At 51.4% G+C, this 24,668-nt stretch carries 17 protein-coding genes; 14 read left to right on the top strand and 3 right to left on the bottom strand.

The window, feature by feature from the left end; genetic code table 11:
* Window positions 1-17: 17 nt before the first annotated feature.
* On the bottom strand, window positions 18-1,601 hold the full coding sequence (pckA, locus tag B2U90_RS10230; RefSeq protein ID WP_292017714.1) for a phosphoenolpyruvate carboxykinase (ATP): 1,584 nt from the start codon (window positions 1,599-1,601) through the stop codon (window positions 18-20).
* Window positions 1,602-1,835: 234 nt separating this feature from the next.
* On the opposite strand from pckA, the gene htpG reads away from it, so the two are divergent.
* The 5 genes from htpG to B2U90_RS10255 all read left to right on the top strand — a co-directional run bounded on the left by htpG (window position 1,836) and on the right by B2U90_RS10255 (window position 7,969).
* Window positions 1,836-3,785 (top strand): molecular chaperone HtpG, encoded by a 1,950-nt coding sequence (htpG, locus tag B2U90_RS10235; protein WP_292017715.1) that lies wholly within the window; start codon window positions 1,836-1,838, stop codon window positions 3,783-3,785.
* A 273-nt stretch (window positions 3,786-4,058) separates the two neighbouring features.
* Window positions 4,059-5,039 (top strand): asparaginase, encoded by a 981-nt coding sequence (locus B2U90_RS10240; RefSeq protein ID WP_292017716.1) that lies wholly within the window; start codon window positions 4,059-4,061, stop codon window positions 5,037-5,039.
* Between the two features lie 94 nt (window positions 5,040-5,133).
* Entirely contained in the window at window positions 5,134-6,165 is a 1,032-nt protein-coding gene (locus B2U90_RS10245) for an S-layer homology domain-containing protein (protein ID WP_075582044.1), read from the top strand.
* An 11-nt stretch (window positions 6,166-6,176) separates the two neighbouring features.
* The gene (locus B2U90_RS10250; RefSeq protein ID WP_292017718.1) at window positions 6,177-7,352 is read left to right on the top strand and encodes an S-layer homology domain-containing protein; all 1,176 of its coding nucleotides are present in this window, start codon (window positions 6,177-6,179) and stop codon (window positions 7,350-7,352) included.
* Window positions 7,353-7,375: 23 nt separating this feature from the next.
* On the top strand, window positions 7,376-7,969 hold the full coding sequence (locus tag B2U90_RS10255; RefSeq protein ID WP_292017719.1) for a hypothetical protein: 594 nt from the start codon (window positions 7,376-7,378) through the stop codon (window positions 7,967-7,969).
* 113 nt (window positions 7,970-8,082) lie between these two features.
* Here the strand turns inward: B2U90_RS10255 and B2U90_RS10260 are convergent, their stop codons facing one another.
* Window positions 8,083-8,736 carry an HAD family hydrolase gene (locus tag B2U90_RS10260; RefSeq protein ID WP_075582046.1) on the bottom strand — a complete coding sequence of 218 codons (654 nt, stop codon included), beginning with the start codon at window positions 8,734-8,736 and terminating at the stop codon, window positions 8,083-8,085.
* A 163-nt stretch (window positions 8,737-8,899) separates the two neighbouring features.
* Here B2U90_RS10260 and B2U90_RS10265 point away from each other — a divergent pair, with 163 nt between their 5' ends.
* The 3 genes from B2U90_RS10265 to B2U90_RS10275 all read left to right on the top strand — a co-directional run bounded on the left by B2U90_RS10265 (window position 8,900) and on the right by B2U90_RS10275 (window position 12,510).
* A complete protein-coding gene (locus B2U90_RS10265) occupies window positions 8,900-11,059 on the top strand; it encodes an LPO_1073/Vpar_1526 family protein (RefSeq protein ID WP_292017720.1) in 2,160 nt (719 codons plus the stop codon).
* A gap of 15 nt (window positions 11,060-11,074) precedes the next feature.
* The gene (galU, locus tag B2U90_RS10270; protein WP_059075720.1) at window positions 11,075-11,944 is read left to right on the top strand and encodes a UTP--glucose-1-phosphate uridylyltransferase GalU; all 870 of its coding nucleotides are present in this window, start codon (window positions 11,075-11,077) and stop codon (window positions 11,942-11,944) included.
* A 143-nt stretch (window positions 11,945-12,087) separates the two neighbouring features.
* Window positions 12,088-12,510: a SoxR reducing system RseC family protein gene (locus B2U90_RS10275; protein WP_059075721.1), complete on the top strand. Its 423-nt coding sequence runs from the start codon at window positions 12,088-12,090 to the stop codon at window positions 12,508-12,510.
* A gap of 112 nt (window positions 12,511-12,622) precedes the next feature.
* Here the strand turns inward: B2U90_RS10275 and B2U90_RS10280 are convergent, their stop codons facing one another.
* On the bottom strand, window positions 12,623-13,657 hold the full coding sequence (locus B2U90_RS10280; RefSeq protein ID WP_292017721.1) for a hypothetical protein: 1,035 nt from the start codon (window positions 13,655-13,657) through the stop codon (window positions 12,623-12,625).
* Between the two features lie 152 nt (window positions 13,658-13,809).
* On the opposite strand from B2U90_RS10280, the gene B2U90_RS10285 reads away from it, so the two are divergent.
* The 6 genes from B2U90_RS10285 to B2U90_RS10310 all read left to right on the top strand — a co-directional run bounded on the left by B2U90_RS10285 (window position 13,810) and on the right by B2U90_RS10310 (window position 24,574).
* Window positions 13,810-15,450, top strand: coding sequence for a nucleoside kinase (locus tag B2U90_RS10285; RefSeq protein WP_292017722.1), 1,641 nt, complete (start codon window positions 13,810-13,812; stop codon window positions 15,448-15,450).
* Between the two features lie 90 nt (window positions 15,451-15,540).
* Window positions 15,541-16,047 (top strand): YceD family protein, encoded by a 507-nt coding sequence (locus B2U90_RS10290; RefSeq protein ID WP_059075724.1) that lies wholly within the window; start codon window positions 15,541-15,543, stop codon window positions 16,045-16,047.
* 35 nt (window positions 16,048-16,082) lie between these two features.
* Entirely contained in the window at window positions 16,083-16,268 is a 186-nt protein-coding gene (gene rpmF / locus B2U90_RS10295) for a 50S ribosomal protein L32 (protein ID WP_014016180.1), read from the top strand.
* Between the two features lie 719 nt (window positions 16,269-16,987).
* Window positions 16,988-22,042 carry an ESPR-type extended signal peptide-containing protein gene (locus tag B2U90_RS10300; RefSeq protein WP_292017724.1) on the top strand — a complete coding sequence of 1,685 codons (5,055 nt, stop codon included), beginning with the start codon at window positions 16,988-16,990 and terminating at the stop codon, window positions 22,040-22,042.
* A gap of 683 nt (window positions 22,043-22,725) precedes the next feature.
* Entirely contained in the window at window positions 22,726-23,937 is a 1,212-nt protein-coding gene (locus B2U90_RS10305; RefSeq protein WP_292017725.1) for an ATP-binding protein, read from the top strand.
* Window positions 23,938-24,229: 292 nt separating this feature from the next.
* Window positions 24,230-24,574 carry a hypothetical protein gene (locus tag B2U90_RS10310; protein ID WP_059075727.1) on the top strand — a complete coding sequence of 115 codons (345 nt, stop codon included), beginning with the start codon at window positions 24,230-24,232 and terminating at the stop codon, window positions 24,572-24,574.
* Window positions 24,575-24,668 lie beyond the last annotated feature (94 nt).

Here is a 24,668-nt window from a genome sequence, read left to right on the forward strand (position 1 = left end):
GAGACCTCCTCGGGACGTTATGGTTGTGGTCCGGCATTGATGATATCTGCCGGCATGTGGGGATATTTTTCATGGAAGTTGTCGAAAAACATCTTGGCCACTTTCTTTGCCATTGTATCATAGGCGTCGGGACTTGACCAGGTATCGCGGGGATTGAGGATTTGTGGCGGGACGCCCGGGCAGGACTGGGGGATATCGACATTGAACCGGTTATCGTGAACGAAGTCTGCTTTTTTCAGTGTACCGTTCAGGGCTGCCGTAATCATGGCCCGGGTGTATTTCAGTTCCATGCGGCTGCCGATGCCGTAGGGGCCGCCCGTCCATCCCGTGTTGACCAGGTAGACGCTCGTATTGTGATGTTCAATCCGTTCGCCGAGCATGCGGGCATAGATATCGGGATCCAGCGGCATGAACGGTTCTCCAAAGAGCGTAGAGAAGGTCGGCACCGGTTCGGTGATGCCCTGTTCCGTACCGGCTACTTTGGAGGTAAATCCCGTGACAAAGTGATACATGGCAGCTTCCTTGCTAAGCCGGGAAATGGGCGGCAGGACGCCGAAGCTGTCGGCCGTGAGGAAGATGACGACTGTCGGCACACCGCCTATGCCGGGAATAGCCGCATTGGGAATGTACTCGATGGGATAGCCGGCGCGGGTATTTTCCGTGATTTTATGGTCAAAATAATTAGGCTTGCGCGTATCTGGGTCGAGGATGACATTTTCTACCAGCGTACCGGAGCGGATGGCCTGGTAGATGTCTGGTTCCTTGTCCGGATCGAGGTCGATGCACTTGGCGTAGCAGCCACCTTCAAAGTTGAAGATGCCCCGGTCGGACCAGCCGTGTTCGTCGTCGCCGATGAGTTTGCGGTCCGGGTCGGCCGACAAGGTCGTCTTGCCCGTACCCGACAGGCCGAAGAAAATAGCCGTTTCCTTGGTGATCGGGTCCATGTTGGCCGAACAGTGCATGGGCAGGACTCCTTCCCGGGGCAGGAGAAAATTCATGACCGAAAAGACGCTCTTTTTGATTTCCCCGGCATACTGTGTCCCGGCGATGAGGATGAACCGCGTTTCATAATCGACGAGAATGGCCGCTTCCGAATGGACGCCATCCGCCGTGGGATTGCATTTGAAGCCCGGCGTGACGATGATGGTAAAATCCGGTTCGCCGTACTGTAACAGTTCTTCCTGACTCGGCCGGATGAGCAGATTGCGGATAAAGAGGTTTTCGCTGGCCAGTTCCGTAATGACGCGGAATTTCTTGCGGCACTTTTTGTCGGCTCCGGCGAAGCCGTCAAAGATGAAGACTTCCCGGTTTTGCAGATAGGCCGTCATTTTATCTTTCAGGGCGCGGAATTTATCCTTCGTAATCGGGCGGTTGACGCTGCCCCAGGCGATGAGGTCGTGGACCCCCGGCGTATCGACGATGAACTTATCCTTCGGTGCCCGGCCCGTGAATTTTCCCGTCCTGACGACCAGGGCTCCCGTATCGCTGAGCACGCCTTCGCCGCGGCGCAGTGCCGCTTCCGTGAGGCATGCCGGGCTCAGATTGCGGTATACGGCAGACGGATTGATGATACCTGCCCGTTCCAGTCCAAATGTTTCCATATAGAATCCCCCCAATATATAATATGTAATGAATGAGTAAAATGAAATACAAGTATGCCGTAAAGTACACACTCTTATTATAAACGGAATTTGTAAACCGTTCAATGGTCTATTTCCCCTCTTGACACTTTGACTTTTTGATGTATTATAAAGAAAGAGAATTAGCACTCCTGTAAAAAGAGTGCTAACACAAAATTAAAGAAGCCGGGAGCTTCTGTAAAGGAGTATGTGACTATGGCGAAAGAAACGTTTGAATTCCAAGCGGAAACGAAACAATTACTGGACCTGATGGTTCATTCTATCTATACGAATCATGAAATTTTCCTGCGTGAACTCATATCCAACGCATCCGATGCAATCGATAAGCTTCATTATGAATCGCTGACCAACCGCGACATCCTGGAAGGGGATACGGCTTTTGAAATCCACCTGACACCCGATGCCGATGCCCACACGCTGACTATTTCCGACAATGGCCTGGGCATGAATAAAGAAGACCTGGTGCAGAATCTGGGGACCATTGCCAAATCGGGGACGAAAGCCTTCCTGGAAAAACTGAAGGAAGCCCAGGACAGCGATTCGACGGACAAAGACCTCATCGGCCAGTTCGGTGTCGGCTTTTATTCGGCCTTCATGGTAGCTGATACGGTGACGGTCGTTACCCGCAAGGCCGGTGAAAAACAGGCCTATAAATGGGAATCGTCCGGTGATGGTACGTACAGCCTGGAAGAATGTGAAAAACCGAAACACGGTACGACCATCATCCTCCATCTGGGCAAGGATTTCTACGGCGACAAGAGTGAAGAAAATTATACCGATCAGATGACGATTTCCGGTCTGGTGAAGAAGTATTCCGATTACATCCGTTATCCGATTACCATGGATTACGTAACCAAGGAAAAACCAAAAGATGCCGATGGCAAGACTATCGAAGATGTACCGGAAGAAGAAAAGATCGAAACGCGGACCCTCAATTCCATGCAGCCTCTGTGGACGCGCAATAAATCGGACATCAAGCCGGAAGAATACAAGGATTTCTTCAAACACCAGTTCTACGAATGGGAAGACCCCATGGAAATCTTCCATACCAAAGCCGAAGGGGCCGTCGAATATACGGCACTGCTCTTCATTCCTGGCAGCGCCCCATTTAATCTGTATTATACGGATTACGAAGCGGGCCTGCAGTTGTACAGCCGCCACGTCTTCATCATGGACAAATGCAAAGACCTCCTGCCGGACTACCTGCGCTTTGTCAAAGGCCTCGTCGATTCACCGGACCTGTCCCTGAATATTTCCCGTGAACTGCTCCAGCAGAGCCGTGAACTGAAACTCATCGGACGTAATCTGGAAAAGAACATCCTCAAGACGCTGGCCCGCACCCTGGAAAAAGACCGGGCCAAATACGAAAAGTTCTGGGCTGAATATGGCAAGTCCCTGAAAATCGGCGTATACAGCGGCATGATGACCGGTGAAAACAACGTCGATAAACTGAAAGACCTGCTGCTGTTCATGAGTTCCAAAGACGGCAAGCTCTGCACGCTGAAAGAATACGTGGGCCGCATGAAAGACGGTCAGCAAAAGATTTACTTCGCTACCGGCAAGGACCGGGCTGCCATCGATGCCATGCCGCAGATGGAACTTCTCCGCGACCGCGACCTGGAAGTCCTCTACATGCTCGACCCGGTCGATGAATTTGCCGTACAGGCCATTGGTGAATACGATGGTAAGAAATTCCATTCTATCAGCCAGGGCGATCTTGACCTCGACGATGACGAATACAAGGAAGAAAAGAAGAAAGCCGAAGACCTGGCCAAGAGCAATGAAGACCTGCTCAAGGATATCAAGGAAGTCATCGGTGACAAAGTGGCCGATGTCCGCCTATCGAACCGCCTGAAATCCGGCGCTGTCTGCCTGGTTGCCGATGCAGCCGGCCCGTCCATCGCCATGGAACAGGCCTTTGCCGCAGCCAATAACCCCATGCTCAAAGCCCGCCGCATTCTGGAAATCAACCCCAATCACGACCTCTTTGGCCGTCTCCAGACGCTCCATGCAGCCGGCAAAGATTCCCAGGATTTCAAAGACTACTGCAAACTTCTCTACGATCAGGCCCTGCTTCTGGAAGGCATCCTGCCTGACGACCCGGCGGCTTTTGCCAATAAGGTTGCCCAGATGATGGCAAAATAAAGAAGCCTGCAAAACCGTCCGGAAGGCGCGTAGAAAGACAATAGAACGACTATAGAGATAAATCGGACGGAGAGGCCGCCCCATACAGCAATCGCTGCTTTGTGGGGCGGCCTCTTTTGGGCTGCTGTGATGGATTTTGTTCAGTATTGCGTCAGTACATATTTTTATACTATTATATATCCGGCATTTCACAGTAAAAATAGGAAGACTATGGCGGATATGGTATAATGAATGAAGTAATTCTGTATCATTTTATGACAGGGGGAAATCACTATGCTGCCTGCTATTTATATCATCGGCTGCGGCGGGACTATTGCCGGCCGGGCCGCGTCCCAGTCTGAACTCATTGGCTATCAGGCCGGGGAAGTTTCTATAGACGATCTCATCCAATCAGTGCCGGAAATGACCAGCTATGCTTCTATCCGGGGAGAACAGTTCTGCAATATCGACAGTTCCAGTATGACTGAAGAACTGCTGCTGCAGCTGGCACGCCATGTACAGGACATAGCCGGCCGGGACGACGTAGATGGTATCGTCATCACTCATGGCACGGATACGATGGATGAGACAGCCTATTTCCTGAATCTCACCGTTCATACCCACAAGCCCGTTGTCCTCGTCGGAGCCATGCGGCCGGCTACGGCCATCAGTGCCGACGGCCCCATGAATCTGCTGGAAGCGGTACGTCTGGCGGCAACTCCCGGAGCGGGGGAATACGGCGTCCTGCAGGTCATGAACAGTACCATCTGTTCGGCCCGGTTCGTGGAAAAGACCGATACGACCCATGTCCATACCTTTACCGATGGCCAGCTGGGGGCCCTGGGATTTATGCAGGATGGCATTCCCGTCTTCTATCAGAAGCCGCTGCGCCGCCATACGTATGACTCCCGCTGGACCTGCCCGGCAGAAGACCATCTGCCGCCTGTCTGGATTCTGTACTGTCATATCGGCATGACGGCCGCGCTCCTTGAAACGGCGATGGAACGGGGCATACGGGGCATCGTCCTGGCCGGGATGGGCCATGGGAATATGCCGAAATACCTCCTGCCAGTCATCAAAGAGGCCCAGCTGAAGGGAATCGTCTTCGCCCGTACGACGAGGGCGGCCGGCGGCATCGTCAGCCCTGTAGCCCTGTGGCCACAGATGATCGGTGCAGACAATCTGTCGCCTCAGAAAGCACGGCTGCTGCTGCAGCTGGCATTGCAGGAAACGAGTGACATAGAACAGATACAGCACTGGTTTGGCGAGTATTGACCGGCTGGCTTGTGACATACCATGGCATGTGATAAAATGATACAGATAGTATAATTGCTACCTGAACATACTACATGGGATAGGAGAGACGAACATGAAAAAATATACAAAAATTCTGATGACAGCTGCCGTTGCCGCCGTATTGAGCGGCAGCGTCATGGCTGCGGGAACGACGGGCGGTCTGCGCGATATCGATACGTATTGGGGAAAACAGGCCGTTGAATATTTCTATGACAACCATTATGTCAGCGGTGCCGATGGATATTTCCATCCCGATGATCCCATCACCCGTGAAGGCATTGCCTCCATCATCAACAACATGCTCAATGAAAGCCCGGCCGTCCCCAAGACCAGCTTCAAGGATATCCAGGGCCGGTGGTCCCAGCGGGCCATCGATTCCCTCGTCGATAAACAGATTATGAACGGTTACAGTGACAACACCTTCCGCCCGACGCAGAACATTACGCGGGAAGAATTTGCCGTCATCGCCTATAATTATATGAGTTATAAAGGCATTACCGTCCAGGATACGGCTGTCCCCTATGACGATGAAAATGCCATCGCTCCCTGGGCGCGGAAAGCCGTCGATACTCTGTCTGCAGCCGGTTATATGAAAGGGGCCAATAATACCTTCCAGCCGAAAGAAGAAATTACCCGTGGCGAAGCTGTCAACGTCCTCTACCGCATCCTCACTAACGGCAAGGGCAGTTCGGAAAAACAAAATACCCTGGAAACACAGGTATTTAAAGACATCACCGATGTCTACGGATCTATCAAGAACTTTGCCAAAGACGGTATCATGTACTGGCAGGGCAATAAACTCCACGTAGGCGTCAAGACCCAGGCCAACCGGGACAAGCTGGAACAGGCCCTGGCGGAAGATTCCCAGATTGAAGGCGGTTCCGTCATCGTCCAGCGTTCGACCTACAGTTACAATGATTACAAAAACATCATGGCCCGGGCCGAAAAGGTATACCGCGCCAATGAACCGACCGGCTCCTTTGTCAAGACCGACGTCGATTATCTCAATGAAAAGGTATTGCTCACCGTAAATTCCATTTCCAAAGGAACCCAGACGGCACTGAATAAGGAAATCGGCGGTGTACTGCGTATCGTCATTCAGTAGCAGGAGGAACTATGATGAAACCGAAGAAACTGGCGGCCCTGTTTGCGGCCTTTACCCTGTTTTCCGGCGTGACGGCTCTGGCGGAAGCTCCCTATACCGATCTGGGAGGACTGAAGAGCCGTGCTGCCATCGATTACCTGTACGATAACCAGTGCCTGGATTTCGCTGCAGGAAAGACCTTTGCCCCACAGCAGGTACTGACGCGGGGAGACCTGGCGCAGCTCATATACAGCGTCGCCTTGAAACTGCCGGAATCGCCGCTCGTCTTCAGTGATGCGCCGACGCCCAAAGCCAATGATGCCATGGCCGCCGTGGCAGCCCAGGGGATACTCAAAGGCTATGAAGACGGCTCTTTCCACCCCGATGAACCGGTGACGCGGGAAGAATTTGCCGCCGTCCTCTACCGCTACCTGAAGTACTGCGGCCTGGAAGAAATTGAAAACCACCAGCTGTCCTACGGCGACATTGCCGACGTAGCTCCGGAAAACCGCACGGCCGTAGAATATCTCCAGAGGAAAGACCTCATGACGACGACGGACAACTTGTTCCGTCCCCGGGAAGGTATGACCCGGGCGGCTGCTGCCGAAACGATATACCATATGATGCATTCTGATGCCGATTACGTATCCCATGTCGATGTGGAAAGCCAGGTCATACGGGCCCTCAATGCCGAATATGGCAGCATGCCTGCCTTTTTCCAGCAGGGGACGCTCTACTGGGATGGGGACAAACTGGTCCTCGGATTCAGAGGCTCGCCTCGCATGTTCCTGAAGCAGCGCCTGAAAAAAGATGTGAGCCGCTATGATGTGCTGGTATTCCGCCACGTCCGCTTTGCCCGTGCCGATTACGACCAGCTCATGACAAGGGCTATCAACTGCATCGTTTCCGAAGAAGGCGTGCAGAACTACGTTGGTTCCGTGCCGGATTATAAGAACGAAACCATCGATGTCATCGTGCGCCGTCCTCTGGCCGATACGACCGTACAGAAACTGAATGAACGGATAGGGAAAGGTGTCGTGCGGATTCATGACGTGCGCACGGCCGCCATGCGCCCCCAGCCGGCAAGCCCGGCAGGCGAAACGAAAAAAGCCGGTACGGATACCAACAAGGACTTGTCCCATTCGCCGCTCTACGATGAAGCGACCAATGCCGCCGTCAATTCCGTCATCCGCGACGCCATGAAATAACAGAAAGGGAGACGTGAATGTAATTGAAACTGCTCAAGAAACTTGCAATCGCAGCCTGCACTATGACCTTTATGGTGTGCAATCTGGCTTTTGCCAAATTCGTTGTCCTCGATGATGTTCATTTTGACAAACAACATTCTGCCAAAAATTATAAAATCGTATCCGTCGATAACGGCATACCTACGGAAATCCGTCTCAAGGCAGGCGATTATGGCTATACCCGCATGACGGTAAAGCAGAATAAAAAACTCGTATATATCACGGACCTCCTGACAGAGGATAATATCCATCACATGCAGCGGGTCCAGGACCAGGACAGCGGCCGGATTTTTTACCTGCTTTCCCAATTCAGGCACGCTACGGCTTTTGGCTATGACCCGGTTAAAGGGACCTGGCAGGAATACATCAATTCGAAAAACTATTATGCCGGGTATGACAAGCCCCATGCCAACCTGATTGTCAATAAAGACAATGAACTGGAACTTTCGTTCTTTGTATTCGGTGACGGGGTTCCCAACCATATCTATCAGTTCTTCTGGGATAACAAGGCCAACTGGTTTGGGTACCGCGATTTAGGTTACTACGTCTTCAAGGACGGGAAAAATCATAAAGTATAACCATAACAGGCATTTCCTCAGATAAAAAAACAGGTGCATGCCAGCTGCTTATGATGGTCAGCTGGTATGCACCTGTTTTGTAATGCGATGGGCATAGAGCAGGCAGGGCCGGTTTACTGCCCAAGGAGCAGGCGGGCCAGTTCATCCGGGCTCTGGACGAGGTAATCGGGATGGAGCCGTTCCAGATCTTCTTTGTCGCGGAATCCCCAGGTGACGAGGATGACGTCGAGACCGGCGTTGCGGGCCGTCATGCTGTCTACTTCCGAATCGCCGATGTAGACGGCATCTTCTCTGGCACATCCCAGCCGCTTCAGGGCTTCCCATACCATATCGGGTTCCGGCTTTTTCCGGTAGCGCGGTGATTCTCCCATGGAGAACGATACAAGATGGGAGAAAAATTCTTCGTGGAGTTCGCTGACGGCAGCCTGTCCTTTGTTGGACACGATGGCCGTCTTTCGTCCGCCGGCCTGAAGGGCAGACAGCAGGGACACGATGCCGTCATAGGGGTGGGTATGGCCCTGGCAGTGGCTGCTGTACCAGGTCTTGAATTCCTCGGCTAGTTTTTGCTGCTCTGCCGGGTCCAGATCCGGTGCGGTCCGCTTTATGAGTCCGGTGTAGCCGTATCCCAGAGCGGCCCGGACTTCCTGCCGTGTCCGGACGGGGAGATGATGGGCCCCGTATACATGGGCCAGGGAAGTCGTCAGTTCATCCAGTGTATCGAGGACGGTGCCGTCCATATCAAAAATAATCGCTTTATACTGTTTCATAATACCGCCGTAATGGCGCAAAGCCTCCTTTGGGTAAGTTCGACCCATATTATACCATATTCTATTTCTTTCTGCTCTTTTCAGGTAGAACTGGAAGTTAAATTCTATCTATGATAGAATAGGAGCTAGAATTATTTTTTCAGTCATAGAGGGAGAGGATGAGATGTCTAGTTATTTGCCGTACATTATTGTGGCAGGGATTGTGGTAATCTTTTTCATTATTTGCATGATTCTTTTTTCCGGGAACAAAGCGGAAAAGAATCATCAGAAACAGGAAAGGGCAGAGCAGCAGAGCCTGGCCCAGAAGAGGGCGGAAGAAAAGGCTGCCTGGGCTCAGATAGAAGCGCTCAATGATGAACGGGAAGCGAAACGGCGGACAAGCCAGTCGCATACGGCTCCTGTACCACGGATTTCTACGGTAACGGTCAGGGAACGGGCGGAAAACCCCGATGAAACGGCCTTTGTCACGACAAAAGGGGAAGCCGTACGGCGCAATGGACAGATTGTCTACGAAGAAGCTCCGCAGAAAAACCGCAAGAAAAAGGAAAATTTCGATGCCACACGGGTGTTGTCCCGCGATGAAATCATCGAAGCCATGGATAAAGTAGATAAAGAAGAAGCGGCCGCTTACAAGGCAGAAACGGAAGAAGCCAAGAAAAAGAAAGACGAAGAAGCGGCCCGCGAAGCCGACCGGGAAGAAGCACAGCGTCAGGCTGCAGAGAAAGAAATGATACGCCAGAGAGCAGAAGCGACCCGCAAGCGCCGGGCAGCGGCTGCGGCACAGCGTGCGCGCCTGGTCAGCGACGATGAACAGGAAGACACGACGCTGGCCCAGATGGCGGCGGTCGTGTCGAAAGACCTGGCGGAAAAAGATCAGCCGGCCGGCACGGATGCCCCGGCAGATGATGCCGATGCGACGACGGTCATTCCTGCTTCTGCCGTAACGGCAGCGGCGGCTGCTACGGCAGCTTCTGCCACGGCGCCCGCAGCAAGACCGGCAGCTCCGTCCAAAACGGCAGCGGCCGTCCGCAAAGGCGCTGCCGTTCATACGGCACCAGCTGCTGAAGAGGATGCCCCATCGGATAAGACGCAGATCATGAAGCCCGTCAAGGCCCAGAAACACGATGCGGCTCCCAGTGCGCTGGGCGATGAAACGCGGCGCATGCAGCCACTCCAGGTCGATACGGCTTCGAAAGAACAGGAAGGCCGGACGGCTCCGGCCGCTGCCAAGGCTTCGGCCCATACCCGGCAGGAAAGCAGTCACAATCGTACGAAGAGCCCCTGGGGCAATGACCTGCAGCACCGTACGTCCTCGACCAAACAGGGTCAGGAATCCATCTGGGCCAAAGATGCCGCCGCCAATTCGACGGTCGTCCGGGATTGTGCCTATCATTTCCTGGGCCAGTACGGTATTGCCGGCGATGCCTTCCAGCAGCACGTCAAAAACATAACGGCCGCTGCCTTCAACCGCCTGGGCTGCCATACCGACGACGAACGGGAAAAAGCCGTCGCCCCCCTTCTGGTGCAGGAAGCCCTGCAGAACGTACAGAAGACTTATGCGTCCCAGCCGGAAGACTACGTGGCCACTATGGCCCTGCGCGCCTTTGAAGATATCGTCCGCTGCCCCGTGGCCTCGACGCGCCATCTGGTCGCCATGGATGCCCTGAAAGTCATGCCGTATCTGGGCCGCGGCCATTATCAGATTCTGGCCATCCTGCTGCTCTTCCTCTATTCCCGCAACTCCCATAACGTCGATAAGACGACGTTCTGCCAGTATATCGACAAATACGTCATGCCTTTCCTCGACCATTTCCCGACGGAACGGCCTTATTACCAGCAGCTCGATTATCTCCACTGTACGGCACTGGAAGCCAAGGAAACGCGGTTCCCGGAAATCCTGTCCGATTCCTATCCGCTCCTGTTCCGTTACCGCGGATTTACGGAAGAAGAACTGCGTAAAGCCCTCAAGGGCCACCGCATCCCCAGAGAATACGTCGTACGGTCCTTCAATTCACCGCTCATCAAGCTGGCCCTGATCGACGATTCCATGGCCCTGCGCTTCTTCCGCGTCACGGGCATTACCGACCGGGACATGCAGGACCGCATCATGCGGCTGGCTAAAAAGCGCCCTGCCAATTTCAGTGGCGAAGAAGCACTGGACATCATGGAAGATATTTCGCCTATCCTGGCAGATCTCGGCGATATCTGGGACAGCACGCTGCTGCGCGTCTCCACGCTTTCCCTCCTGGGCCTCTATCTGGCACAGGGCTATGTAAAAGAAATGATTGGCGAGGAATTTGATTTATCCCGCTGGTTTGAATAAAAGGTGGTCTATTGTATGAAAAAAATTCGTAAAGCTGTCATCCCGGCAGCCGGTTATGGTACACGCTTTTTGCCGGCGACGAAAGCGACGCCGAAAGAAATGCTGCCTATCGTCGATAAGCCGACAATCCAGTATATCGTAGAAGAAGCTCTCCAGAGCGGCATTGAAGAAATCCTGATTATCAGCGGTCATGCCAAACGGGCTATTGAAGATCATTTTGATACCAATATTGCCCTCGAACTCAACCTGGAAGAACATCATAAAACGGATTTGCTGCGCATGGTCCGCAGTATATCTGAAATCAATATTCATTATATCCGTCAGAAGCACATGCGCGGCCTGGGCGATGCCATCCTCTGTGCCCAGTCCTTTATCGATGACGAACCTTTTGCAGTCCTTCTCGGCGATGATGTCGTATACAACGAAACCAACCCGGCCCTGCAGCAGATGATCGACATCTACAATTCCCTGGGCACGACCATCCTGGGCTGTCAGGAAGTGCCCCAGGAAAAAGTTTCCTCCTATGGCATCGTCAAGGGCGTTCCTACCGATGATCCCCGTCTCATGCGCGTCGTCAACATGATTGAAAAGCCGTCCGTTGCCGAAGCACCGAGCCGGACTGCCGTTCTCGGCCGCTACATCATCACTCCCGATGTCTTTGAAGTACTGCGCCGGACCGAACCGGGAAAAGGCGGCGAAATCCAGCTGACCGATGCCCTTCAGACCATGGCAGCCCGGGAAGCCGTCTATGCATACTGCTTCTCCGGCAAGCGCTATGACGTAGGGGATAAACTGGGCTTCCTCAAGGCTACTGTCGAATACGCCCTGCGCCGTCCTGATTTGGGCGATTCGTTCCGGGATTATCTGAAGAGTCTGTCTTTATAAGAAACAAGCAAGGTCAAAAAATCAAAGTCGCTATGTAAAAAGAGCACCGTTCAGGTATTGATTATTGCTAAGCGTCATGCTATACTTAGGATGAATCATAAAGAATGATTATTCCTTTTAATAGTGTGAAAGAAGGGGTTTGTATGAAAATAGAAGAAGGTACCGTAGTAGGGTTAAATGATAATGGTCTCGTCGATGTCAAAGTCGGCCGTCATTCCGACTGTATTTCCTGTGGTGCCTGTGATGGGGCACAGCACATCGTCGTCCAGGCACTGAATCCGGTCGGCGCCAAAGTCGGGCAGCATGTCAAATTCGAAATGCGGGAAGTCAACATCGTCATTGGCGCATTCGTCTGCTTCATCATGCCGCTCCTGGTCGCTGCAGCCGGTGTCTTCATCGGCCGCATGATAGCCCAGTCCCAAGCATTGGATGTCGTCAACCTGGAAATTGCCGGCGGCATCATCGGCTTCCTCATCGGAGTCGTGGGAGTCAAACTCTTTGACCGTAAAATCACGAACGATGCCAACGCCCGCCCGAAAATCGTAGAAGTCGTGCAGGGCCGGTAAGAGAGCATACAAAGAATGAGACTGTCTTTTCAGGCAGCCTCTTCTTTTTTACCCGGATTATATCCATATGCTCTGGTATAGTGAAAAAAACCTGTCCAGTGACAGGTTTTTTTCAGTTTGGCAATTTTTCTGCCAGCGACAGGGTCGTCCCGTCCTGACGGGTGACGCTCATCACGCGGAGCTGGCTCCTCGTATCGTCCAGATTTTCCCGGCTCATGAGAGCGTACTGGCTGGGGATGAGGGGATTGAGCAGGAACTGGCTGGTGTGTGGCTTGCCCGATGCTGCCGGCGTCAGCCGCAGGGTGCCAGAATACAGCACGGCATGGTCGCCGGAACGCTGGAGCTCATAGACACCGCGGATTTCCCGGATTTCTTCCGGTTTCCCTTCGAATACGGGCGTATAGGTGATGCGCAGGAAGGTCTGATGATTGGATCCTTTGACAAGAGTGGCCGATACGTTCCGGATTTTGATCAGTCCGTCCAGCTGGCGCTGGATCGGGCGGTTGTATGCGGCCAGACGCTGATCCCAGGCGTCGTTGATTTCACTGATGAATGCCGGTGCATCGGCAAGGCCCGTAATGCGCCACTGCTTCGGTCCCGTACGGGTCAGTTCGATGGTGCAGGTCAGATTCCTGTCGAGCCGTTCATTATATAAGGTGACCGTCATGTGAGCGTGGCTGCTGTCTGTCTTATGGGCGTAGCGGGAAGAAACATAGTGCCAGCCCGAGACGGGAAAGGGAAATCCCAGGGCCTGCAGGCGGAGACGGACATTTTCTGCCGCTCCGGCGCGGTCTGCATCGTCTTTCTCCTTCTGCATGGTCAGGTGGAACAGGCGGCTGCTGTCGGTGATGAAATCATCCCGCAATGGCGCCCAGGCCAGCTGCAGGACCGGCAGGGAATCGATTCCGCCGCCCCGCGAGGCCATGCCGTCGAAGAGTCCGGCTGCAATGGCCTTATCATCGACAAGAGCCGTGACCGTTTCCTCATCGTCGCTTTGTATGGCCCGGTTGAGGACCCGGACGGAATAATCGGGCGTCGCCTTGTATACGTGCTCATAGTTGAGTACCGCCGCTTCCAGACAGAAAAGCAGGATACAGATGGCAGCCAGTATGGAGACATCCGGTTTGGGTATTCTATGCGAATTCATGGGCATTCCTTCTTTGCGTATGAGACAAAAATATGATGACTTAAAAGTATTATACCATTTTTATGCCGTTTCTGAAAAAGGAAACGTATTATTTTTGTAGAACTATAGATAGTGAGACCTGAAATTTAACCTATATAGTGAGGAGTGATACGGTGATTACCATACATGATAGAACCCATAATACAGACTATACCGTAGAAAAAGGGACGACACTGCTCGCCCTGAGCCGGCAGTGCTGTCCCGAAGCCGACCCGCCTGTGGCAGCGGCCCTGTACAACAACGAACTGGCCGGCCTGCAGACGAAAATAGAAGAAAAAGGCGATGTCGAATGGTACCAGCTGAATACACTGGAAGGCAACCAGTGCATCATACGCACGGCCATCCTGCTCCTCGTGCGGGCCGTGGCCGAACTCTATCCCGACGGCAAGGTGCTGGTCAAACATGCCTTGCGCAAATCCCTTTACTGTGAACTGGAAATCGGCCATAACGTGACCATCCACGATGTGGAAGCTATCAAGCGCCGCATGGACGAAATCGTCGAACAGGACGAAACCATCACCCAGGTCAAAGTCAGCACCCAGACGGCGCTGGCCATGTGCCACAACCGGGACCTCAAGCACGAAGCGGAACTGATGAGCCATGTCGATGTGCCCTATGTCCTGGCCTATCAGTGCGGGCAGATACTGGACTACTACATGGGGCCTCTCCTGCCCAGCATGGGATACCTGACCTGCTTCAACCTGCGACTCTATGCGCCGGGTATCATACTGGAGTACCCGAAAGTAGAAAATCCTAACGAACTGCCGCCGTACAAGGAAATCCCGAAAATGGCCCGCCTCTTCCTGGAAGCGGAAGAATGGGGGCGCATCGTCCGCTGTGAATACGTCTCTGACCTGAACCGCTATATCGGGGACGGGACCATCCAGGATATCGTCGATATGGCCGAAGCCCTGCAGGAAAAGAAACTGGCCGAACTGGCCGACTATATCGTGGCCCAGCGGCCCAAAATCAAAGTCGTCCTCATTGCCGGCCCGTCCTCTGCCGGCAAGACGACATTCTGCAAACGGCTGACCACCCAGCTCCGCGTCAATGGCCTGCGGCCGGTGCGCATTTCCCTGGACGACTATTTCTATAACAGAGAAGATACGCCGCGCAATCCCGACGGCAGTTACGATTTCGAATCACTGCGCGCCATCGACGTGCCCCTGTTCAACCAGCAGATCGATGACCTCAATCAGGGCAAAGACGTCCACCTGGCCCGTTTTGAATTCGTCGAAGGCAAGCGCTATTTCGACGAAAAGCCGACGCGCCTCGAACCGGGCCAGCCCATCGTCGTAGAAGGCCTTCACGCCCTGAATGATTCCCTGACCTACATGCTGCCCCGCTATGAAAAAGTCAAGATCTCCCTGGGCGTCCTGACGCAGATACGCATCAATGACCACAACCGCATTTCCACGTCGGACACGCGCATCATCCGCCGCATGGTCCGGGATCATCAGTTCCGCGGCCGCGGTCCCGAAGCGACCATGGAAATCTGGGGCGACGTGCGCCGTGGCGAAGAAAAGAATATCTATCCCTATCAGGAAGATGCCGATACCATCTTCAACACGGCTCTGCCATACGAACTGGCCGTCCTCAAACCCTATGCCGAACCGCTCCTGGAATCGATCGGACAGGACAGCCCCTATTATACGGAAGCCCAGCGCCTGGTCAAATTCCTGAAGCCCTTCAAGCCCGTAGATTCGTCCGTCGTCCCCATGAACTCCCTCCTGAGGGAATTTATCGGCAAATGACAGACCATTGCGCGGCCGGTGCGGGGTATACGAATTTATCATTGACAAAGCCTAAGTGGATAGATATAATAGTATAGTCGAGGTAGAAATATGAAACTACAAGTCGAAGAAGCACTCAAAGAAATGGGGAAGTATTTCCCTTTTTCGTTTGAACGTCCGGCTGCCGAGCTCGGTGATGTAGATGATTTCCCCTGGAAAGATGCTACCGTAGCTGTGGAAGGAACGTATTGTTTCGATGGCAATCATCTCCTTGTAGAAGGGACGATTCGTACATCGGGCATGTATCCCTGCAGCCGTTGTCTGACACCGGTATCGGTGGATCGGAATGAAACACTGTCTGAAGTCTATGGTACGGAAGCAGAGCTTCCCGAGGACGTATTGCCCTATAACGGGGAATACATCGATTTGACGGAGACAATTAGAGAAACGTTGATCCTCAGCGAGCCCATGAGGGTATTGTGCCGGCCTGACTGCAAAGGGCTTTGTCCGCAGTGCGGTGCAAACCTGAATGAAGGACCCTGTAGTTGTCCTACCGACAAGATTGATCCGAGGCTTGAAGCCCTGGCTCAGTTATTACGATCCAAAGAAAAGCACTAGAAACACGTACCATGTGATTTAAGGAGGTGCAGAACATGGCAGTACCGAAGAACAGATTATCCCAGACTCGTCAGAAGATGCGTCGTGCAAACTGGAAATTGACAGCACCGGGCTACGTAGAATGCCCGCAGTGCCACGAAGCAATGATGCCTCATCATGTATGCCCGACTTGCGGCTACTATAAAGGCAAACAGGTTGTCAACAACACAACAGCTGAATAAGAGTAAGCATAAAAAGCGTCCCTTAAAAGGGACGCTTTTTTATGTCCTGGCCGGTTCAAAGTGCAGTGTAGCAGGCCACCCAGCAAGAGGATGCCGGTTATTTCCCGCAGACATCAAACTTCAAACTATCCCTTCTCTTCCGTCGCACCTTTTGTGCAGCGGATTTTTTTATAACTCAGCTCTATGGGAAAAATGACTTGTCATGAAAGTTTTACATGAAATACGGGCGGGTTGTATTGTTCTTTAAAATATAATTCGTAAATGCAAACACAAAAAATGTAATGTAAGACGAAACAAATGATGTAGCGAAATTATAGGAAATAGGCAAAATAACTAATTGTAGTGCCTTGGTGTCCTAATCACAGATGAGGCGTCAAACAGTGAGAACATGGCGTTTTTATAAAATAGAGACGGACTGATACCTGTATTATGTTATTTCGTACCATTTTACGTTTGTCGGAATTTTGTCCAGTTATAGAAAACATAGTATAAATACATAGATGAATATAAATATACAAACCACACTCATTTTGGCGTTTTATATATCAGAATAAAATATCATATACCAGAAGTAAGTAAACATAAAAACAATAAAATATTACCGTAATGGACACTTAATTGCGATATAATTGTGACAAAATAACGTTTTATGGTATAATACTAAGTAAACCACGACTATTTTATGTAATGATAATAATTATAATACAGGAGGTTGTTTTATGAATAAAATATACAAAGTCATCTGGAGTCATGTAAAACAATGCTATGTCGTTACATCAGAACTGGCCAAAGCTCATGGCCGGACGTCCATCGGGGTGGGGACTTCGCGATTAGCCGTCGCCGCCCTCACTGCCTTCGTCCTCACCGCTGGCGTCACCAGTGCAGGACTGGCGGCAGATAAGGACATTGTGGACAAGGGGGCCCAGCCCATTGCTTATGACATCAGTCCGGCCAACGACGGGACCAATATTGCCATCGGCAAGAATGCCAAGGTCTTTATCGGCGGCGGGACCCAGGAATCCATGCTTTCCTTCGGGGAAAAGGTCAATGAGGGGTTCTTCAGCATGGACATCCATGATAACAACCATGCGAAGCAGAATCTGCCGGAAGCCATCGCCGTGGGGACGAATTCGTATGCCCGTACAGGCTCCATCGAAATTGGTGCTCATACACTGGCAGAAAATAAGATTTCCATCGGTGATACCACAGCGGACAAACTGCGTCAGTTTGGTGTAGCCTCCACCACACTGGGGACCAATTCCTATACCGGCGGCGGTTTTGCTACGACCATTGGCAGCTATAATGTACAAACCAGTCCGTATGAAGCAAAAGATAAATGGGATACGCTTGGCAATGCGACGAAAAATGCATTTTCTACGGTTATCGGTACCTTCAATTCCAATGAATCCATGACAGGAAGCAGCAGCAGCGGCGTCGCCAATATAATTTCTGGTATGGCCAACAAAGTGACCAACAGCAACGGTGCTATTGTCATGGGGGCCGGAAATAGTGTAAAAGAATCAAGCAGCTACATTGATGCCTCTCCTTACAGTACGCACTTTGACTCTGCTGCTGATATGCAGAAAGCTTTGATGGATGGCGTTGCCAGCAGTGCGGGCGGTGCTACTTTGGTTATTGGTGGTGCCAACAGCGCTGAAAAGACCCAGAATTCACAAATCATGGGCGTGGGGAACTCCATGAAATCGACGACTTACAAGAAAGTACAGTACAACTATCTGGATGGGTTCAACAGTTCCATTACCGATGCCAGCCATGTAAAGGTGCTGGGACAGGGTGTCACGATCAATAAGGGGGCTGATTCCAACACGGTCATCGGCGATTATCGCACCGTAGCAGAAGACCAGACCCATAACGTGATTATCGGCAATGCCGACGAAACGGCGCCCATCACAACAGAGAAAAAAGACACAGTCATCCTCGGTCATAATGCTAATGCCACTATCGATGGCAGTGTAGCTATTGGCTCTGACTCGATTGCAAATGTAGAAAAAGGGCAGAAGGGCTATTATGTCAAACATGACCAGCGCAGTGAAGAAGGTCAGGGCTATCCGTTCCAGAAAAATGATTCTGCGTGGATTTCTAGGGCCGGTGCCGTGTCTGTCGGTGATACGACGAATGAAGATCAGTCAAAGTGGATTACCCGACAGATTACGGGCGTAGCAGCTGGTACGAACGATACCGATGCTGTCAACGTGGCACAGTTGAAGAACAGCCAGACCCGGTTTTATAGTATTTATGATCCCGGTGATAACTGGTTAGGCATTTTCCCACAGATTCCAAATTGGGAAAAATATAAAAATGAAGACAATCAGGGTGCTCAGGGATACTGGTCCATGGCCGCAGGCTTTGGTACTTCTACCGGTGGCATTGCCAGCACCGTTATTGGTTCTTTAAGTAAAATCGACAATAAATGGACTGACGGAGAACCGAATGGATTTCAGGGTGCAACAGCTGTATCTGTTGGTACGCTTAACTTCAATCTCAGCGACCAGGTTACAGAGAAAGAGGTCAGCTCTGACGATCCCCGTGTTATCTTTCAAAGCAAAGAAGAGAGTGGTGTAGCGAATAGCATCGTCGGCCAGGGCAATCTAACTAAGAATTCTAATGGCGCATTAATTTATGGTGCCGGCAATATCGTTACGGATTCCTATCGCCGAGTTGTTGCTAATGGGGACAAAGATTTTGAAAGCTTGATCGGCCAGGATATGGAAAGTCTTCTTTCTAATCCGGAAAAGGCAATCAAGACGCTTGGGAAAATAGTTGACATCAGTGGTGGCAAGGTCATGGCCATAGGTGGCGGCAACGTCGTAGATAAAGCCTATGACAGCCAGGTCATGGGTGTTGGCAACACAGTCGTTGGCGATGCAGTTAACTTTGAATATAAGGAGTCGCCAGAAGTTAGCAATCTTCCTGAAGGTACATTTGATGAACAGGTTATAAAAGAAGCATCCAGAGACGCAGATGTCTGGACCCAGTATATGGGATCTATCCGGAAGCAAGGAACTTTGCTGAACCTCGTCGATGGTTACTACAGCACTTTGAAGAATGGCCAGAATGACTATCTTATTGGTACAGCTAATGAAGTGACTGGCGATCCTTCGAAAAATAAATCGAACATTGTCTTTGGCGATTATCATAAACTGAATAATGGGAATAACAATATCATCATCGGTTCTGCTGACGGTGCTGTCGTAGAAAAAGCTAAAGGATATTACGAAGACTCTGAATCCGGCATAACCACTTCACAGGAAATCACAGGTCAGAAACAGCATACTGAAAACCTCGAAGATGCTGTCATGATTGGCCATAATGCGGATGTACAGAAAAATGGCGGTGTAGCCATCGGTGCCGGTTCCGTAGCTGTTATCGATAAGGATCAAGTCGGTTATGACCCGGCAAATGGTGACCATCATACTGATACCACTGGCACCTGGAAGTCGAAAGCTGCCGCTGTTTCCGTTGGTCAAATTGTAAAAAATGAACAAGGACAATTGGATGCAGAAAAGACTATTACCCGTCAGATTACCAACGTCGCAGCTGGTACGCAGGATACAGATGCTGTTAATGTTGCCCAGCTCAAGGCTGTGAGCGATACCGTTGATGCTTCGAAGACGAAGTATTACAGTGTCCGGGATATACCGTTTACATCAGCACAATATGCTGAATATACTAATGAAAAGAATGACGGAGCCAAGGAAATGGGGGCTCTGGCAGCCGGGTATATGACCTATGCCGGCGGCATCGCTTCAACGGTAACGGGTTCCCTGTCTGGTGTTATTAATCAGGCAGCTGCTTCAGGCCGTCAGGATTTCCGTGGGGCTACGGCCTTGTCTTATGGTACCTTTAACATCAATAATAATACTGAAAATTCTGGAGCCTTTAGCGGTGTCGCCAACAGCATCGTAGGGCAGGCTAACGTGACCACCGATTCCAACGCGGCTATGGTCTACGGCGCCGGGAACAGCGTCACCAATTCCTACCGGGCCATCGACGTTCAAAAAGCCGGTGCCATCATGCAGGGCCAGAAGGACCCGAGGCAGCTGAACGAGGCCCTGAAGGCAGCCGTTCCCACCAGCGGGGCCCAGGTCATGGTCATGGGTGGCGGCAACACCGTGGATAAAGCTTACATGACCCAGGTTGTGGGCGTGGGCAACACGGTGACCGGCAGCGACAAGGAATACGTAGAAGGGACCTCCACCCAGCTGAACTACGTGGATGGCTTCTACAATAAAGTGGAAAATGGCAAGAACGATTATGTGATCGGTTCCCATAATACTCTCACCAGCAGCAGCGTGGATACGAACAAATCCAATCTGGTGCTGGGCGACAACCACAAACTGACCGACCGGACGAACAACGTAATCCTGGGTTCTGCCGATGACGAACTGACCACCTCTGCTTCCGACGCCGTCCTCATCGGCCACAATGCCGACGTGAAAGTGGATGGCGGCGTGGCCCTTGGCAGCGGGTCTGTGGCTTCTACGGATAAAGACGTGGAAGGCTATGATCCTCTGAAGAAGGGTGCCAGCGAATCGTCTGACAAGGCCTGGAAATCCTCCTGGGCAGCGGTTTCTGTAGGCGATGGGACCCATACCCGCCAGATCACGGGTGTGGCGGCCGGGTTTGCGGATACCGACGCCGTGAACGTGGCTCAGTTGAAGAGTGTGGCTAGCCTGCCCGTCCACATCTACAGCGGTGGCAAGGTGAGCAGCGGCAGCTACACGGCCGGCGGCCCTGTAGCCAATCCGACCATCAGCAGCCTGCAGTTTGACTTCGGCGACGGCCTGAAAGCAGAAGAAGTGGGCGCAGAAGGAGACAAACGCGTCCTGGTATCCCTGGATAAGGATGCCCTGAAGGGCGACCCTGATTTCAAGGGGGATAAAGGCGACAAGGGTGATAAGGGCGATAAAGGTGACACCGGCGCAACCGGCGCCCAGGGCGAACAAGGTCCGAAAGGCGATAAAGGTGACACCGGTGCTCCCGGCAAGGATGGTAAGGACGGCAAAGATGGCGGCGTAGGCACCGTTGTTGGCGACGACACCAACATCACCGTGGCCAACACCGAAACCGATGCCACCAAACCGGCCAACTATAAGGTTTCCCTGAATAAGGCCATCACCGTGGATAAGGTGACCGCAGGCGATACCACGATTTCCAGCAATGGTGTCTCCATTGCCGGTGGTCCGTCCATGACGAAGGACGGCATCGACGCCGGCGGCAGCAAGATTACCAATGTGGCAGCCGGTACCGCCGATACCGACGCTGTGAACTACGGCCAGTTGAAGGGCGTGGAAAGCAGCGTACAGAACAACACCACGAACATCAACCGGTTGAGCGGCCGTGTATCCAACCTCGATAACCGCATCAACAAAGTCGGTGCCGGTGCAGCGGCTCTGGCAGCGCTCCATCCGCTGGACTTCAATCCCGATGACAAATGGAACTTTGCTGTCGGATATGGCAACTACCGCAACGCTAACAGTGTAGCACTGGGAGCTTTCTACCAGCCCAACGAAAATACCATGTTCAACGTGGCAACCAACTTCGGAAACGGCGAAAACATGATTAACGCCGGCGTCAGCTTCAAGATTGGCAAAGGAAACTCCTATGCCGGTGTCAGCAAGGCCCAGCTGGTAGCAGAAAATCAGCAGCTCAAGGCAAACGATGTCCTGCAGGATCAGAAGATTCAGAAACAAGATCAGGAAATCCAGGAACTGAAGAAAGCCCTGGAAGAACTGAAAAGCCGTATCAAATAACAGAATAACCTTATCTGACTGATACAAACAAAACGCCCCGCATCAGAAGAGCCTTCCTCTAATTCTGATGCGGGGCGTTTTGCATCTGTGCCGGTTTGAAGAACAGCATCGCATGGCTCCCCTGGGAAGCAGGAGCTGGCGCCAACGGCCGACTTAGGCAGAGAACCGCATTTGAAGGAGCGTAGCGACGCGCAAATGTGTGTAGGGGCTCACGGCCGGGGGACTTCTTCTGTCTGCCTCACCGGTTATAGCATCATCTACGGCGTTGTCGTCTATCAACGTAGCCCCGCTACGCCTCTTTCCTCCGCCTTGTATCTGACACCATAGCCGATGATTCCGATGCAAAGCGCCCCCAGTCGTGAGCCCTCGCCTATGCCGAAACACAGTGCCTTATTGTAGCACCTTGCCAGATATATATGAATATCGTAGTGGGGGTCTTTTATCATCTGAGTCCGAGGAACGTAGCACGACGGACAGGGTTCTAACGCAGCAAACCGGCATTCCTGCTAACCACTAACCACTGACCACTATCCACTATCCACTATCCCTTCCCGGCCTGCAGCCCTCTACATAAAATTGGAATAAAATCCAAATCCATGATATTATATATAAAGATAGGAATAAATTCCAAATTTTTACTATAAAATAGGATAATTAGGAAACAATTCCAGAAAGGAGTTGCTATGAAACTGATACCCAGACCAGAATATCTGGATTTTTTGAAGCGTTATCAGAACCATCATTTGATTAAGGTGATTTCTGGTGTCCGCCGGTGTGGGAAATCTACTATTTTTTACTTGTACCGGCAATATTTATTGCATCATGGTGTAGCTCCCGAACAAATTATTACCATAAATTTTGAAGACCTGGCTTATGAACCGTTGTGTGAATACCATGCATTATATCAGTATATTACAGAACGGATGCAGACGGATAGGATGAATTACATCTTTCTCGATGAAATACAGCATGTAAAAAATTTTGAAAAAGTGGTAGACAGCCTGTTTATTAAAGAGAATACCGATGTGTATATCACCGGATCCAATGCCTATTTTATGTCTGGTGAGTTAGCGACGCTTTTGACAGGCCGCTATGTGGAGCTGTCGATGCTGCCCTTGTCATTTCGGGAATTTTGTCAGGGAATGCCTGATTCCCTGTCGGTGCCTGAACAATATAACGCCTATGTCCGAGTGAGTTCTTTTCCCTATGCCCTGCAGTTTCAACACGATTTCCAGGCCGTAGAGGAATACCTGTCAGGGATTTACAATACGATTCTGGTCAAAGATACATTACAGCGGATGAGAAGCGGCGATACGATGATGATAGAGAGTCTGATGAAATTTCTGGCCGCGAATATAGGCAGTCTCATTTCACCTAATAAAATTGCCAATTCCCTGACTAGTGCTGGCAGGAAAATAGATAATAAGACCGTTGAAAAATATTTACAAGGTCTGAAGGATAGTATGCTCATTTATCAGGCAGACCGATTTGATATACGGGGAAAACAGCTGCTGAAAATCAATGCCAAATACTATCTGGTTGACCCCGCCTTCCGTCGCCTTTTGATCAACGATACCGGGCGTGACACGGGTCACATTTTGGAAAATGTCGTATACCTGGAATTACTGCGCCGGGGAGGCAAGGTATACGTTGGCCAGCTGCCCAAAGGAGAAATTGACTTTGTCGTTGAACGGTCCGGAACCAGAGAATACTACCAAGTAGCAGAAAGTACACTGCTCCCGGAAGTGCTCGAACGGGAATTGAAACCGCTACGCGCCATACCGGATCAATATCCCAAATACCTGCTGACACTGGATGAAATTCCCTCAGAAGCAGATTACAACGGCATCAAAAAGAAAAATGTCCTCCGCTGGCTGCTGGGGGATGGCTTCTAACGTGCAGCGGCGTCTGGCTTCCAACGCAGTGAACCGGCCCAAAGCCTACTAATCACTAACCACCGACCACTGTCCTTCCCGACCTGCGTTTTTTTCATCAAACATCAAACATCAAACATCAAACTTCAAACTATCTTTTCACTAACCACTAACCACTATCTTTTTCCAGCCTTCAAATTATCCCTTCCTTCCCGACAAAATAAAAAAAATGTAACTATTGACATTACAACTTAGATGATATATGCTTATAAATGTTAGGACGATATTTTGTTACTACTAGGAGGAATGACTCATGGACGCAAAAACGATAGAAGCCGTAACGGCTAAGACCAACGATTTACTGGCAGCACCGAGCTGCAATCCGAAATTGAAAGCAGCTGCTGAAAAATGGCTGGCTGCCGCTGACAAAGATGCCGAAACTCCGGCTTATATCGACGCTCTGAAAAATGGTGTATCTACCATTGACGAACTGCTTGGCTTTGCCGGTTCCGATTTTGCCAAAAAGCTTCTCGGCGAAGAAGGCGCTAAAGGACTCCTGGCTCATGCCAAAGATATTCAGGCTAAAGGGGCCAAGTATTGCGACTGCCCGGCATGTACGGCTGCACTGGCTATATTGGACATTCTCCACGCTATCTGATATGCCGGACTATTACGTATAGGATGCATAGAAGGCTGTGACAGATTCATTTCTGTTGCAGCTTTTTTTGTGCTGTTCTGGTATAGGACAGCAG

Source organism: Megasphaera sp. UBA4233 (assembly GCF_002395615.1).
Lineage (GTDB): Bacteria > Bacillota > Negativicutes > Veillonellales > Megasphaeraceae > Megasphaera > Megasphaera hexanoica.